Annotated in this window: 6 protein-coding genes; 3 read left to right on the top strand and 3 right to left on the bottom strand. The window is 66.5% G+C overall.

The features are described from left to right. Window positions 1–356: 356 nt before the first annotated feature. Window positions 357–818: a gamma-glutamylcyclotransferase gene (locus tag ACIA12_RS40040; RefSeq protein ID WP_328334469.1), complete on the bottom strand. Its 462-nt coding sequence runs from the start codon at window positions 816–818 to the stop codon at window positions 357–359. Between the two features lie 31 nt (window positions 819–849). On the opposite strand from ACIA12_RS40040, the gene ACIA12_RS40035 reads away from it, so the two are divergent. Then, window positions 850–2,229: an NAD(P)H-quinone dehydrogenase gene (locus ACIA12_RS40035; RefSeq protein WP_396372698.1), complete on the top strand. Its 1,380-nt coding sequence runs from the start codon at window positions 850–852 to the stop codon at window positions 2,227–2,229. Window positions 2,230–2,260: 31 nt separating this feature from the next. Here the strand turns inward: ACIA12_RS40035 and ACIA12_RS40030 are convergent, their stop codons facing one another. After that, window positions 2,261–3,040, bottom strand: coding sequence for an SDR family oxidoreductase (locus tag ACIA12_RS40030; RefSeq protein WP_396372697.1), 780 nt, complete (start codon window positions 3,038–3,040; stop codon window positions 2,261–2,263). 65 nt (window positions 3,041–3,105) lie between these two features. After that, window positions 3,106–3,681 carry a hypothetical protein gene (locus ACIA12_RS40025; RefSeq protein ID WP_396372696.1) on the bottom strand — a complete coding sequence of 192 codons (576 nt, stop codon included), beginning with the start codon at window positions 3,679–3,681 and terminating at the stop codon, window positions 3,106–3,108. A 337-nt stretch (window positions 3,682–4,018) separates the two neighbouring features. Here ACIA12_RS40025 and ACIA12_RS40020 point away from each other — a divergent pair, with 337 nt between their 5' ends. Further along, window positions 4,019–8,137, top strand: a complete 4,119-nt coding sequence (locus ACIA12_RS40020; protein ID WP_396372695.1) for a S8 family serine peptidase — start codon at window positions 4,019–4,021, stop codon at window positions 8,135–8,137. Between the two features lie 230 nt (window positions 8,138–8,367). Next, on the top strand, window positions 8,368–16,460 hold an 8,093-nt coding region (locus ACIA12_RS40015), incomplete at its 3' end, for a LamG-like jellyroll fold domain-containing protein (RefSeq protein WP_396372694.1).

The following is a 16,460-nucleotide window of genomic DNA, read 5'->3' as shown; positions in this document are numbered from 1 at the left end:
GTCAATCCGGCGCGGTCGCGCGGTCGGGCGCCATGAAGGCTTGGCGCAGGCGCCGGGCCGTGCGCCACCGCGTGGTTGACCGGGGCATGGTGGGAAGTGCGGAGCGGTCGCCAGGGCACGGTGGGTAGTGCCGAGGGGTCGCCCGGGGCCACGGTGGGAGGTGCCGAGGGGTCGCCCGGACCACGGTGGGAGGTGCCGAGCGGGGCATGGTGCGAAGTGCCGAGCGGTCGACCGTTCACCTCGGCGTGGCGGGTCGATCGCATTGCTTTCACTCAGCGGCGACGGAGGAGCCGCGCACTGGGTGGGTGGGAGCGCTCGGAACTGGAGCGACGGAGGAGCGGAGGGCGCGTGGGGCTTCAGTGGCCCGAGGACTGGCAGGGGCGAGCTCTGAGGTCTGCCACGTAGTCGTCGGGGGCGCCGGCGGCCTCGGCTGCCTCGGCGAGGATGCCTAGGTAGCGGGCGGAGGGGAGGCCGCCCTCGTAGGCGTTGAGGACGTACATCCAGGCCAGTTGCTCGCCGTCCAGGGTCTGTACCCGGACCTGGATCTTGCGGTAGACGCCCTGGTCGATGAACTCCCACTCGTCCAGCCGCTCGACGTCCTTCGGGCTGACGTCGTACAGGGCGACGAAAACCTGGTTCGTCGGGTCGCTGGGGTCCTCGACGACGGTCGCCATCGAGCCCTCCCAGCCGAGTTCCTCACCCCCGAAGGTCAGGCGCCAGCCGACGATCCACCCGGTCCCGCGCAGGGGGGAGTACGGGCACCGCTCGGCCATCAGGTTCGGGTCCAGATTCGACGCAAACGCGGCGTACAGGGTCACGACGTCACAGGATACGGAACAATGGCCTCTCGTGGCGCGAGTTGTGATCATCGGTGGCGGTCCAGGCGGGTACGAAGCGGCTAGTGCGGCCGCCCAACTAGGGGCGGAGGTGACGGTCGTCGACTCCGACGGGATCGGCGGTTCGTGCGTGCTCACGGACTGCGTCCCGAGCAAGACGCTGATCGCCACCGCCGAGGTGATGACGGAGGTCGAGGAGGCCGGGCAGCTCGGCGTCCGGGTGGAGGACGGGGACGACGATCCGCGGAACTCCGTGCGTGTCGATCTCTCCGTCGTCAACAAACGGGTCAAGGCGCTGGCCGCGGCTCAGTCGGCGGGGATCAGCCGGCGGCTGGCCGACGACAAGATCCGGGTGATCAACGGCCGCGGCCGCCTCGACGGCCCGGAGACCGTCGTCGTCGGCGACGAGCGGCTGGACGCAGATGTGGTGCTGATCGCCACCGGGGCAAGGCCGCGCGTGCTCAAGGGCTCCGAGCCCGACGGTGAGCGGATCCTGACCTGGGAGCAGGTGTACGAGCTCGAGGAGCTGCCCGAGCGGCTGATCGTGGTCGGATCCGGTGTCACCGGCGCCGAGTTCGCCAGCGCGTACGACGCGCTGGGCAGCGACGTGGTGCTGGTCTCGTCGCGGGACCGGGTGCTGCCGGGCGAGGACAAGGACGCCGCGGAGGTACTGGAGGACGTCTTCAAGCGCCGCGGGATGACCGTCCTGGGCAAGTCCCGGGCCGAGTCGGTCAAGCGGCACGGTGACGGTGTCCTGGTGACGCTGACCGACGGCCGCACGGTCGAGGGCTCGCATGCGCTGCTCGCGGTCGGATCGCTGCCGAACACCGAGGACATGGGCCTGGTCGAGTCGGGCGTGTCGCTGGGCGACGGCGGGTTCGTCACCACCGACCGGGTCTCCCGTACTACGGCCCGCGGCGTGTACGCGGCCGGCGACTGTACCGGCGTACTGATGCTGGCCTCCGTCGCCGCCATGCAGGGCCGGATCGCGATGTCTCACGCGCTCGGCGACGCGGTCGCGCCGCTGGATCTGTCGACCGTCTCGTCGAACGTCTTCACCGCCCCCGAGATCGCCACCGTCGGGCTCACCCAGGCGGTACTCGACGCCGGCGGCAGTACCGCGATGGTCGTCAAGGTGCCGCTCCGGGACAACGCCCGCGCCAAGATGCAGGGCAACCGCGACGGCTTCGTCAAACTGTTCTGCCTGCCGAACACCGGCATCATCGTCGGCGGCGTGGTCGTCGCCCCCCGCGCCAGCGAACTCATCCACCCGATCTCACTGGCCGTCGGCGCCCGCCTGACGGTCGACCAGATGGCCCAGTCCTTCACCGTCTACCCCTCGGTCTCCGGCTCGATCGCCGAAGCCGCCCGCCGCCTACACCTGAGGTCCTGACAGCCCTACCGGTGCCGGCGGGTGGCGGTGGTCAGAGGGTCGGGGTCAGGCCGCCGTCGATGATGATGTCGGCGCCGGTGAGGTTGCCTGCTCGGTCGCTGGCGAGGAAGACCACCAGGGCGGCGACCTCCTCCGGTGTGGTGAAGCGTCCGGTCACCGAGCCGGCCGCTGCCTGAGCAGCGACCGCCGCGGGATCGCCGCCGGCCGCGCCCGACCCGGCTACCGTCTCAGCGACGCCGCCCTTGCCCAGCCAGAGGTCCGTCGAGACCGGTCCCGGGCTGACCGTGTTGACCCGCACGCCCTGCGGTCCGACCTCCTTCGACAACGCCTTGAAGAAGTTGGCCTGCGCGGCCTTCGCAGCGCTGTAGTCGATCACCAGCGGATCCGGGTAGCTGGCATTGACCGAGCAAACGGTCACGATCGAACCGCCCCGTTCGAGCAAAGGCGGCAGGGCGGCCCGCGTGGTCCGTACTGCGGAGAGGAAGTCGATCGTCCAGGTGGCCAGCCAGTCCTCGTCGGTGACCGAGGCGAACCCACCCGGCCGCGGATGCACCGCCCCGACGTTGTTCACCAAGATGTCGAACCCACCCGTCCGCGCCAGCGCGTCTGCCACAAAGGCAGCCGGCCCTTCCGGCGTACCGAGGTCGACGGCAACGGTCTCGACGCCGAGCGCCGCCAGCTCACCGCCGACCGTCCGGGCGCCCGCGACGACCTTCACCCCTTCGGCCAGCAACTCCTTGGTGATCGCCAGCCCGATCCCTTTGCTGGCTCCGGTCACCAGCGCGGTCTTGCCCGACAGCCGCAGATCCATCGCACTCTCCAGTTGCTCTGAGCCCGGCGAACCCGGACAGCCCACCCTAAATCAGCCCGGCAGGCTCAGAGGCGGTCTGGCCGCTGCAGGAGTTCCACCTCGTCGGTGCGCAGGTCGAGGTCGCTGCGCATGGCTATCCGAATCGTCCGCAGCGGCTCCCAGACCTCCTGGAGGATCAGCCGAGCATTCTCGGTCGTGTCGGTCGCCGGGTCGTGCGTGCCGTCCTCGCGGTGCTTGAGGATGGCCCACGTATCGGCGAGGCCCCGGGCGATCTGCTGTGCCAGCACCAGTACGGGCGCGGTGACGATCATCTGCGCCTCTGCGTACGCCGTCTGGAACGCTTGCCGGGTCTGCGGCAACTCGACGGACTCGGCCGCCCGCTCGGTGCCGTTGTCGGCTGCGTAGGACCAGGCCCGAAGCGCGCGATGATAGTCCCGCGCCGCCGCGTTGAAGGCGATGTAGCCCTCGCGCAACTCGAGTCGCCGTACTCGCAGCTCGTCCCGCTCGGCCTGTTCGAGGCGCTCGGCGCGGGCTCGCTCGAACTCGCGGCGCTTCGAGCGCTCGGAGATCAGCGGCGACAGCGTCGAGGCAGCCAGGGTGCCCAGTACGCCGATCCCTGCGATCGCCAGAGAGCTGTCCAACGGTGTCTCCTCGGGGCGGGGTACGGCCGCGGATGGGGCAGCGGAAGGCTACCGCGACAGGACAGGGGTAAACATGCGTTTTCGCAAGAGCGGGGGACGGATACTCCGCGTAGTCGGGCTTCGAGGGGGTCCGGTGGCGGGGTGGTGCGGAAAATCGGGGGTGCGGCCGCAGGCGGTGGAGTGGTGTGTACGGACCGTGTCCGTTGCTTGCGGCAACCAAGTGCCGGGTGGCGGGAACTGGTCTCGCGGACCGCTTCCGTGACGGCAGGTGACGGTCGTACAGTCCCGTCTGTTGACTTTGCGGTGGTCGGGGGGCCGCCTTGCTGGAGGGGACTTGATGAGACGTCGGCTTTTGCATGGCTCCGCGCTTGTTGCCTTGACCACCCTGATCGCCGCGCCGCTGATGTCGGCGCCGGTGCAGGCTGCGACCGGGGCGGCGCCGCCGGGACCGCCTGGTGCGCAGCCCACCACGCAGGTGGAGACCGCGACAGATGGCGCGGTCGCGAAGCTGGATCCGAAACTGGAGAAGCGGGTCAAGAAGGGGGAGACCCAGCAGGTCGCGGTGTTCGCGACCGTCAAGGGTGACTCCACCAAGGCCCGCGCGCTGCTCGACAACGCGCGGGTCGCGCAGTCCGGCGGGACCGGCATCATCGCCGGCTCGATCGGCGTACAGGCGCTCGCCAAGCTGGCGTCCGCGCCGGGCGTCGTCTCGGTGCAGCCGGTCGAGTTCGGCAAGACCGGCCAGCCGCTCGGCGACCCCGACCCGCAGTTGCACCAGGCGCCGACCAAGGCCGAGCAGGCCGCCGCGATCGCCAAGATCCAGGCCGCCGAGGTCCCGTACTCCGAAGCGCCGCCGCCGCTCCCCTCGAACTTCGAGAAGCTGCGCAACCAGAACCTGCTCGACGCCAAGTCGCACAACTTCACCGGCGCGTGGAAGGACGGCTACACCGGCACCGGCATCACCGTCGGCGTCCTCGACGGCGGTACCGACTTCGGCCACCCGGACCTGCTGAACACCTGGCAGACCTGGTCCGGCCAGACCGGCGCCAAGGCCGGCTGGAACGGCTGGCCCAAGGCCTTCGACCCGTACGGCACGCAGCAGTGGCTGTTCGCCCCGGACCAGATCGACCAGGGCCTGTCCTGGTACGTGAAGACCGACGCGGCGACCTGTACTCCGGCCGCCGGCGAGTGCTCGGTCAACTTCGCCACCAAGACCGGCCCGTCGCGCAACTTCTCCGCACCCAGCGGCACGGTCGAGCACAGCTACGACTTCCCGGCCGCGTGGAGCAAGTCCGGCAAGGTCCGCCTCGGCAGCCACCCGGACGACCACCTGCTCCAGCTGTACGGCGAGCGCCCGGCGTTCCTGCTCACCGACCCGCACACGGCCGGTGTGTACGACACCATCTACGCCGACCTCGACAACGACCACTCGTTCGCGGACGAGAAGCCGGTCAGCAAGGCCAGCCCGGCGTCGTACCGGGACATGAACGGCGACGGCTACACCGACATCTCCGGTGGACTGCTGTACTACATCTCCGACGGCGCGACCCCGCTTCCGGGCGGTCTGGACGCGTTCGGCGGCGAGGGTACGCCGTTCGGCCCGGGCGAGGTGGTCGCCTGGACGGGTGACTTCGACCCGTCGATCGAGGGCCACGGCACGCTGACCGCGTCGAACATCGTCGGCCAGGCGGTTGCCAACGGCAAGGCGCCGGCTTTCAAGGACATCGCCGGTGGCAAGTACGCGGGCGCCGTACTGGGTGGTGCTCCGAACGCGAAGCTCGCGCCGTTCGGCGACATCTACCTCGGCTTCGCCTTCTCCACCCAGTTCGGGTACTTCCTGACGTCTCGTCAGGGCGTCGACGTCACCTCGAACTCGTACGGGCAGTCGGCGATCGACAACGACGGCTGGGACGCGGCGTCGCAAGAGGCCGACGTGATCCACAACGGCGGTAAGACGACGCCGCTGTTTTCCACGGGTAACGGTGCTCCCGGCTTCGGTACGACCGGATCGGCGGCTCCCACCGCCGGCATCGAGGTCGGCGCGTCGACGCAGTTCGGCGGCACCGGCTGGGACTCGATCATCCGGACCAAGCAGATCAACGACAACGACGTGATGGTCTGGTCGAACCGTGGCTTCGGCGCGAACGCGACCAACGGTGTCGATGTGGTTGCCGACGGCGCCTATGCGCCCGGTGACGCGACACTGAACACCGTGCTCGACGGCCGGAACGCGTGGACCACCTGGGGTGGTACGAGCCGGTCGACACCAGTTGCGGCCGGTGCGACCGCACTGGTCTACCAGGCGTACAAGGCGGAGCACGCGGGCGCAGTACCGGCTGGGTTCTACTCGACGGCGAAGAACCTGCTGAAGAGTTCCGCCCAGGACCTCGGGTACGACTCGAACATCCAGGGCTCCGGCTCGATCGATGTCGGCAAGGCGGTCCGCAGCGCGGTCGGTACCCGCGCCTCGGTCAGCCCGACGCAGTGGCGGGTCGGCGACTACCGCGGTACGGAGTACCCGGTGTTCGCGAACGTGATCGCGCCTGGCGGGACGGACTCGCAGAAGTTCACGGTCAGCGGCCCGGGTGTCTGGGACGTCAGCGACCGGCAGCTGGTCCGTACGGCGAACGACACGTTCTCGTTGAGCAGCAAGGATCTGAAGCAGGAGAGCACCGGCAACTTCAACGCGCCGGACTATCTGGTCGACCTGACCAGCAAGGTGAAACAGCACAAGGACGCCGACCTGATGGTGGTCAAGCTGGAGTACCCGCGCGAGCAGTTCGACGCGAACAAGGACTACACCGAGGACCAGGCGTGGCGGTTGCTCACCTACAACTGGACCGACGTGAACGGCGACGGCAAGCTCTGGAAGGATGCCGACGGCAACGGAGTCGTCAACCACACGGACAAGACGACCAGCTCCAACATCGACGGCTTCCTCGACCTCGACTTCGCCAAGTCGGAGATCGAGCAGGGTGAGTACGGCCGGTTCATGTACCACCGGGCCGGCGCGAACGCGTTGCAGTCGTGGGTCCGGGATCCGTACTCGCGGATGGCTGATGGTGTGTTCCTCGGTCTGCAGCACTCGACCAAGAACGCCGCCATCCGGGTGACGAACTTCAAGATCTCGATCGACTGGTACAAGAACAGCGACTGGAAGTGGATCACCACCTCCGGCCGGTCGAAGGACGGCTCCGTCACCGCGTCGATCAAGGTGCCGGCGGGAGCGCCGTACGGGATGTACTCCGGCGCGGTCGTGCTGACCCGCGGCTCGGACTCGATGGTCGTGCCGGTGTCGGTCGCGGTGGCCGCCAAGGCGACGCAGGACGCGACCGGGAAGATCGTCGGGACGACGACGTTCGGTGGTTCGGATGTCGCCGAGGCGCAGAAGAACTACACGTACAACAACGGTTCTGTCTTCGGCGCCAACGACTGGGGCTGGCGGGCCGAGTCCGGCGACTGGCGGTTCTTCTACTACGACGTACCGAAGACGCCGGCCGACGGGACCAAGCTGCTGGCCAACACGACCTGGGAAGGCACGGGTCCGTACACGGATCTCGACACCTTGATCATGGGTCGTTCGGAGAACCACTTCCAGCTCTTCCCCGACTCGGTGTTCGGTGCGCCGTACACGATCGACACGGTCGGGAAGAGTCCGAACACCAACATCCGGGCGGGTGTCTGGCGGTTCGACACCGCGACCGGTGGTCCGGCCGACTTCGTGACGGCACCGGCGCAGGAAGGCCTGCAGGCGCTGGCGGTCCACCAGGTCGGCTGGCAGGGCGATGCGTTCAACACGCCCTTCAAGGTGCAGCTCGGATCTGCTTCGGTGTCGCCGTCCTCGGTTGCTGTTGCCGCGGCGACTGACTCGGGCAGCTTCGACGTGAACTTCGAGTCGAGCGTCGCGCTGGACGGTCTGAAGGCCACCGCCTTCGGCCTCAGCCAGCCGAGCACGACCACCGAGACGGCCCACCAGGACGACCCGAACGATCCGTCGACGGCGAGCGTGAAGAAGAACATCACGCTGAACCACGCCTCCCGGCTGAGCGTCAGCACCGCCCTGGACTCCAACGACCTCGACCTGTTCGTGGTCCGCGACGCCAACAACGACGGCGTCTTCTCCCCGTCGGAGATCGTGGCCTCCTCGACCTCCGGCACCGCCAACGAGTCCGTCAACCTGGTCAGCCCACCCGACGGCAACTACCAGATCTGGGTCCACGGCTTCGCGGTAGCCGGCACCCCCGCCTTCACCCTGAACGTCAACGCAGTCCAGGGCAACGACCTAACAGTCACAGGCATCCCCACCGGCCCGCTGCCGGCAGGCACCCCGGTAACCCTCCACGTCACCTACAACAAACCAATGACGGCAGGCCAGACCTACAAGGGCGAACTCCTCCTAGGCCCAACCTCAGCCCCGTCCGCGCTGTCAGTTCCCATCACCATCAACCGCAACTAACAACAAACCAGCACCGAACAACAACCCACCCCAGGACGACCTGGGGTGGGTTGTTGTTCGTCCACCGGAAACATCCGGAAACCCCAAGCGTTACAGGGTTTCCGAAGATTGGCGGGTTGTTGCAGTTTGCTTGGTGCCGTGGGGTTCGGATGCTAAGTTCCAGGCGGCGCTGGTGGGGTCGGGGGACCCCAGGGTCTGTGCAGGTCACCTACGCCCCAGGGGGATCCATCATGGCCGCGTCCAGGCTGTCTTCTCGTGCTCGCCGCAACCGGGTTCGTACCGCGAAACTCGTGGCGATCGGCATCGCCTTGGCGGTGCCCTTGGCCGGCATCGGACCGGCGATCCAGGTGGCTCCGGCGGCCGCCGGTACGCCGACTGTTCCGCAGGCGGCGATGGTGGGTCGAGGTGAGGCCTCGGCGCCGGCTCAGAAGCTCGGGTCGGGGAAGATGCCACCGGCGCCGGTACCGAAGAACACGGTGAAGCCGCCGTCGTTGCGGTCGATGTTCCCGCTGAGTGAGGCGAAGCCTGTCGACCCGTCCGCCACGCAACCGGCGCCGAAAGATGTTGCGGCGTTGCCTTTGCCGCCGTCGGCGGTGAAGGGCTTCGATGCGAAGACGAGTCGCGAGGTGACGGAGAAGCGGGACCGGTTCACTCAGACGTTCGCCAATGCGGACACGAGTGAGACCACGGTCATCTCGCCGGCGCCGCTGAACTTCAAGAAGGCGGACGGTACGTGGGCGGACATCGATCCGAACCTGCAGCCGGCCGACCCGGGTGGCTGGGAGGCGATCTCGACTGAGCTCTATTCGTGGATCGCGCCGAAGGCGGATGCGGACCCGGTGGCCCGGATCGAGCTGGGCGAGGGGCATGACGTCGGTTGGGGCGTGTCGGGCGCGACGGGTGTCGCTGGGCAGATGTCGGGTAACAAGGTCGTGTTCCCGGACTTCTTGGCCGATGCGGATCTGGAGTTGGAGTCGCAGCCGCGGGGGATCAAGGAGACGATCGTCCTCAAGTCGGCGGCCGCTGCCCGCTCGCATGTCTTCCCGCTGAACCTGTCGAGCAACCTGACGGCGGCGCTCGTGGGCCGAGAGGTCGTACTGACTGACGAGCGCGGAGTGGAGCGCGCGCGGATTCCCGCGGGCACGATGGAGGACTCGAACGCTGTCGACGGCCATGCAACCTCTGAAGCTGTGACGTATGAGCTCGTCACGGTCGCAGGTCGGCCTGCGCTGAAGGTCACGGCGGACAGTGCGTGGCTGGATGATCCGGCCCGGGTGTTCCCGGTACGAATCGATCCGACCGTGATTCCTACGGATCGGATTACGCCGAACTACGCGGTCAGCGCGGGAGTAAACGGCTCTGTCACTGGCGCGGACAGCCTGCAGATCGGCTGTCGCCCCGCGTCGGGGAACACTTGCTCAGGCTCGGGCTGGGATGCGTTCACGTCGCTGCTGTATTTCCCGAACCTGGTTGATGCGTTCCGGTACGACACGATCACCGCGGCTCAGCTGGAGGTGTACAACTACCAGGCTGACACGTGCTCCTCGCGGGCGGTTGAGGTGTACGGCGCGATGGCGGGCTGGTCGGGGACGCCGTTGCCTCAGTTGAAATACCCGGGACCGGCGCTGACGCCCTCTGTGATCGCGGCGAACAGTTTCTCGCGTGGTTACGTCTCGAACGCGTCAGGGACGACCACGTGCGAGCCGAGGTACGACGCGCTCGAATTCAACGGGGCCGGTATCGGGTGGTTGCAGAGCTTGGTGGACGGCAAGCGGTCGAACTTCGGGTTCGCGATGCTGGCCAACAAGCGCACCGATCGGTACTCGTGGAAGAAGTTCGCGGGGATCAATACCGCGAACCCGCCGAAGCTGGCGGTGACGCACTCGCCGTACCACGCCGAGTACTTGTTCCGGCAGCAGAACCCGGCTGATTACGTGCTGCAGGACAAGAACGGCAAGTTCCCGATGACGATCACGAACCTCGGGAACTTCACCTGGCAGCCGGCCACCGACTACATGAGCTACCGCGTCTTCACGACGACCGGTCACCGGGTGGATGTGACGTCGCTGGCGACGCCGGTGACGACCTCGGTTCCGCATGGCGGCAAGATCAATCTGGATGTCGCGGTGGGAGCATTGCCCGGTGGCCCCAATGGTTTGAGATATCAGATCGAGTTCACGATGGTTCATCGGGATTCATCGGTTCACAAGTGGTACACCGACTGGGGAGTCCTGCCCAAGGCCAAGCTGATCGCGGTGTACAACATCCCGCCGTTGGTGAATCCGGCCAAGGTGTGGCCGTTGAACGGCGCTCAGGCCTACAGCCTGACGCCCCAGGTGTGGGCGGATGCCATCGATCCGGACGCGCCGGAGAGCACGTTGAAGTACATGTTCGAGCTCTGCAGGACCGTGGGCGGTCGTACGCCGGTGTGCTTTGCCGATCCGGCCTTTTCGTCGTCGAAGACGCGGGTGATCAAGCCTGGGGAGCTGGAGTGGAACGGCGAGTATCAGTGGAGTTTCTACATCCAGGACAACGACGGTGCGGTGACGCAGAGCCCAAAGATCACGTTGTTCACCGATGTTCCGCAGCCGTCGATCACCTCGCATCTGGCGAACAATGACGGCAAGTCGCAGGACAAACCGTACGATCCGGCGATCGGGAACTTCACGGCGTCGGCGCTGGACGTCGTCGTGCCGGTTGCGGGGCCGGAGCTGAATGTGGCTCGGACGTACAACAGTCTTGATCCGCGGCGCGACGGCTTGTTCGGTGCGGGGTGGTCGAGCCGTTACGACATGCGGCTGGTGATCGAGACCGACGGTGGCAACGCACTGGTGAACTATCCGGATGGCCGGCAAGTGCGGTTCGGCAGGTATTCCGACAGCGCGTTTATCGCGCCACGTGGTACCAAGTCGGTGCTGACGTCGGCCGGGGCGAATGGGCCGTGGACGCTGCAGATCGCGGCTGGTACGAAGTACGAGTTCGCTGCTGGTACGGGCAAGCTGAGCAAGATCTACAGCACTCAGGGTAAGCCGCTGGCGTTGACCTATCGGGCGAACGGGACGTTGGAGACGGCGGCCGGCCAGGACGGCGCCGGCCGCAAACTGACCTTCAACTGGACCGCTGACAACAAACACGTCGCCTCGGTCAGTACCCAACCGGTCGGTGGGACCCCGTTGACGTGGACATATGAGTACGCCGGCGACACATTGACGAAGTCGTGCAATTCGGAGCAGGAGTGCACGACCTACGGCTCACAGCAAGGTTCGCACTATCGCAGCGCGGTGCTGGACAGCAAGCCTGACGGCTACTTCCGGATGTCGGACGACGGCGGCGACAACGACGCCACGAACGAGATCGACATCGTCGAGGGCGACAAGTTCGGCAGCTACGAAGGCGTCCAGTTCGGTCAGGACAGCGCACTGGCGGCCGTCGGCGACACCGACAAGTCAGTGAAGTTCACCACCGGCTCTTTCATGAAGCTTCCGGGCGGTATTGCAACCCGGAGCCGTGACGAGGCTGTCGAGTTGTGGTTCAAGACGACCGGTACTGCGGTTCAGCCTCTACTGGGCTATCAAAAGCAGAATATTCGCGGTGATTTGCTCGGCGGTATGCCAGTGCTCTATGTCGGTAGTGACGGCAAGTTGCGGGGACAGTTCTGGCATGGCTCCGCCGCGCCGATGTCCTCGAGTTCAGCGGTCAATGACAACCAGTGGCATCACGTCGTGCTGAGTTCGATGGGCTCTCGGCAGTCCCTTTACCTGGATGGCGTCGCGATCGGCACGATCACTGGCAGTGTGGTTGATCATGAGCAATTCGGGTGGAACTACATTGGTCGAGCCTCCGCTGTGGCGCCGACCGCGTGGCCGGCGTACGGGAGTGCCACGACGCAGTACTTCCGTGGCCAGATCGACGAGGCCGCGGTCTACTCGCACCCGCTGACGACGAGGGAGGTCGTGACTCATTGGCAGCAGGGCCGGAACGCGGCTGACCAGCTGAGCTCTATCACCTCGGCGGCCGGCCGAAACACTGCTGAGATCGAGTACAACCCGGCCAAGGATCGAGTCCACCGGTATGTCGATGTCAACGGTGGTGACTGGACCATCGGCGATCCGGAAACCACCGGCTCCGACGACGACCTATTGCGCACGGTCAACGTCACTGGTCCCGGTGGTGCTTCGTATGTCTATGAGTACGACGGGTTGGGTGGTTGGCTGCTGCGTACCGGTCGGCCTAAGGCGGCAGACACGCATAAGCCGTGGACGCCTGAAACCACGCCGCATTGGCCTGAGGACTACTCGGTTCGCAGCTTCACCCACGACAAGACCGGGCAGCTGACGAAGGTCACCGGTGAATCCGGCGGCGAGGTCAGCATGACCTACGACGATCGCGGCAACGTGATCTCCACCAAGACCTGCCGTACAGCGCCGGCGACGGACTGCCGGACGGAGTACAGCACCTTCCACGCGAACGCGGCGTGGCCGCCGCTGGATCCGCGGTGGGACAAGCTGGCCGCGTTCCGCGACGGCCGTTCTGCGAGCGCGACCGACGACACGTACAAGCGGAACATGAACCTGACGTTGTCGGGTGATGTCGCGTCGGAGTTCAGCCCGGACGGTGGGCTGAAGACGTACGCCTACACCGACGGTGTGCAGACCGGTCCTGACGGGAAGCCGATGCCGCCGGGGCTATTGAAGACCGCGACGGTCAAGATGAGTTCGTCGGTGACGTCGTCGACGAACTACCTGTACAACGAGCACGGTCAGCTGATGCAGTTGACGGCTCCGTCGGGGCTGGTCACGAAGTACACCTATGACGAAATCGGGCGGAAGAAGACCGAGACGCAGGTCTCGGATACCTACCCGAGTGGCGTCACGACGACCTACGAGTACGACAAGATGTCGCGGGTCACGGCCATCACCGGACCGGTGACGACGGATGCGGTGACCGGTGAGCAGCACCAGCAGAAGGCCGATCTCGAGTATGACGACGACGGCAACGTCACGAAGACGACCGCGCGGGATCTGAAGACCTCGGACGAGCCGCGGGTTTCGACGCTGGAGTACGACGACCGCAACCGGGTGTCGCACACGACCGATGCCGACGGCAAGGAGTCCCAGCAGGGGTACGACGCGGCCGGCAACAGGACCTGGTCGGAGGACGCGAACGGGAACCGGTTCGAGTACAAGTACAGCGACCTCAACATGCTGACCGAGGTCTGGGACATGAACCTCCCGGTCGACCCGAACAACCCGCCGGCCGGCGAGCCGCGCGAGGGCGTCGACTACACCGTGCGGTCCAAGACCCAGTACGACCCCGCTGGGCGCAAGTCCGCGGAGATCGACGCGATGGGCAGGGTCGTCAAGTACGTCTACAACGCCGACGACAGTCTGAAGACCAAGACTCTGATCGGGTTCCACAACCCGGACGGGACGACGCGCGACGTCGTTCTGGAGGACAACTCGTACGATGCCGCGGGCAATCGCGTGAAGCTGGTCACGGACAACGGCAAGTCGACCACGGCCTACACGATCGACGTTGCCGGCCGGGTGGCGACCGAGGCTGCCGACCCCATGGGGCTGAACCGGAAGTCGACCTACACGCACGATCTGGCCGGCAACATCATCAAGGAGGAGACGACCGGCGGCTGGTCGAACGCCGACGTCGCCGGCCCGACCGCTGTCACTGACGTCACCGGCTACGTCTTCGACGCCGCCGGACGGCGAGTGTCGCAGACCGTGGACAACACCGGCGGCGCTCAGCTGACGACCTCGTGGACGTTCGATCAGCGGGGATTGTCGACGTCGATGACGACACCGCGCGGCAACACCGCCGGCGCGGTGAAGGCCGACTTCACCACCACCTACAGCTACGACGAACTGGGCCGTCAGGTGAAGACGGTCGCTCCAAAGGTCAAGGCCGAGCAGAACGGTGGTACGCCGGCTGATGTGCAGCCGACCGCATTCATCGGATACGGCGCGTTCGGGCTGGCGACGTCGTCGAAAGATGCCCTGGGTAACGTCGTGAAATCGACGTTCGACAAGCTCGGTCGCCCGGTGGAGGTGTCTGCGCCGCAGTACACGCCGCCGGGTGGGCAGGCGATGACGCCGAAGTCAACGTTCGAGTACGACGCCGTCGGAAACGTGCTCGCGCAGGTGGACGAGCGGGGGAACGCGACCCGGTTCACCTACGACCATCTGAACCAGCAGGTCCAGATCGACGCGCCGGGCAAGACCAACGCCGACCGGGCGATCACGAAGCTCACCTACACCCCGATGGGCGACATCGCCTCGACGACCGATCCGCTGGGGGCGGTGAAGAAGCTCACCTACGACGATCTGGATCGGGTGGTCACGTCGACGGATGTCGAGCGCAAGCCCGTGGCGGGCAACTTCGTCACGCGGCTGACGTACGACGACCAGGACAACGTGGTGAAGGCGCAGACACCGTCCGGTGCAGTTGCGACGAGTACCTACGATGCGCTCGGGCAGATCACTCAGTCCAACGACCCGAACGGCGTGATCACGAAGCTCGGGTATGACTACGCCGGCCGACAGGTCCGGAGTACGGATGGCATGGGGCGCAGCAGCGTCGCGGCGTACGACCGGGTCGGGCAGTTGATCGCCTCGAAGACTCTGGACGCGGCCAATACCGCACTCGGTACGACCCAGTTGGCCTACGACGCGGACGGCAACCTGATCTCTTCGACACCGGCGAGCGGGAAACGGCCGACGACCTACACCTACGACGCCGCAGGCCGGCTGACCCAGCAGGACGATCCGGTGACGGCGACGGATTCGATCACCATTGGGTACGGGTACGACGCTGCCGGGAACCGCACCCGATACACGGACGGCCGAGGGAACTCGACGGTCTACACCTTGAACTCGCTCGGCCTGACAGAGAAGGTTGTCGAGCCGTCGACGACGGCTCACCCGGCCGTCGCGGACCGCACCTGGACAGCGTCGTACGACGCAGCCGGCAACTCGATCTCGATGCTGTCGCCAGGTGGCGTGCTGCGGACCCGGACCTTCGACGCGGCCGGGCGGCTGACCAAGGAAGAGGGCACCGGCGCGGAGGTCTCGACCGCGACACGTGACCTGACCTATGACCTGGACGGGCGCCTGGCGACCTCAAGTTCACTCGATGGCGCAAACCTCTACTTCTACAACGACCGGGGCATGCTGCTCCGCGCCGATGGACCGTCGGGTACATCGACCCAGGGGTACGACGCGGACGGTCAACTGACTCAACGCATCGATGCCGCGGGGACGGCCGACTTCACCTACACGAACGGCCGCCCGACGACAGTGACCGACCCGGTCACGCGGGCGGTCCAGACCCTCGGCTACAACCTCGCCGGCCAACTGAGCACGATCGACTACGGCAGTAGCCGAATCCGGACGATCGGCTACGACGCCTTCGGCCGCATGAACTCGGACGCGCTCAAGGCCGGCGCTGCCGCGGTTTCCTCCATCGCTTACGGCTACGACGCCGACAACAACGTCACCTCGAAGAAGACGACGGGTGTAGCCGGTGCTGGTGACAACATCTACGCCTACGACCAGCTCGGCCGCCTGACCTCGTGGACTGTGGGCACCAAGACCACCGAGTACGGCTGGGACGCCGCCAGCAACCGCACCAAGAACGGCACGAAGCTCGCCACATATGACGAGCGGAACCGCCTGATCAACGACGGCACCTCGACCTACACCTACTCAGCACGCGGCGCGCTACTGTCCAAGGTCGCAGGGGCAACGACCGAGGCGTTCACTTTCGACGCCTTCGACCGGATGATCCGCAACTCCGACCGCGACTTCACCTACGACGCTCTAGATCGCCCAGTCCAGGCCGGCACATCGAAGATGCGCTACGACGGCTTCAGCGACGAGGTCGTCTCGGACGGGACCCAGTTCTTCGGCCGCAGCGCCAGCGACGGCCTGCTGGCCGTCGGCTACGACACCACCAAACGCCTGGTCCTGGCCGACCGCCACGGCGACGTCTTCGGCGGCTTCGACCCCACCGACACCACTCTGGCCACCGGTCTGCCCGACTCCCGCACCTACGACCCGTTCGGCAACTCAATCTCAGCCAACGGCCTCAAGTACCGAGTCGGCTACCAAGGCGACTGGACCGACCCCCGCTCCGGCGACGTCAACCAGGGCGCCCGCTGGTACAACACCGACTCCGCCACCTTCAACTCCCGCGACACCATGACCTACAACGCGGGCGTCTCCTCGGCAGTCCCCAACCTCTACGCCTACGCAGGCGGCAATCCCCTCACCTTCAACGACCCTGACGGCCACGCGCTGCAGGACCCCAGCGA

Origin of the sequence: Kribbella sp. NPDC051620 (assembly GCF_044453825.1) — a bacterium.
Taxonomy (GTDB): Bacteria; Actinomycetota; Actinomycetes; order Propionibacteriales; family Kribbellaceae; genus Kribbella.
The sequence above is the reverse complement of the archived record's forward strand: the minus strand, read 5'-3'. Positions and strand labels throughout refer to the sequence as shown.

Coding starts and splice junctions, on each gene's coding strand:
- ACIA12_RS40030 (WP_396372697.1), bottom strand. CDS start 3,040: ATGGATCTGCGGCTGTCGGGCAAGACCGCGCTGGTGACCGGAGCCAGC.
- ACIA12_RS40020 (WP_396372695.1), top strand. CDS start 4,019: ATGAGACGTCGGCTTTTGCATGGCTCCGCGCTTGTTGCCTTGACCACC.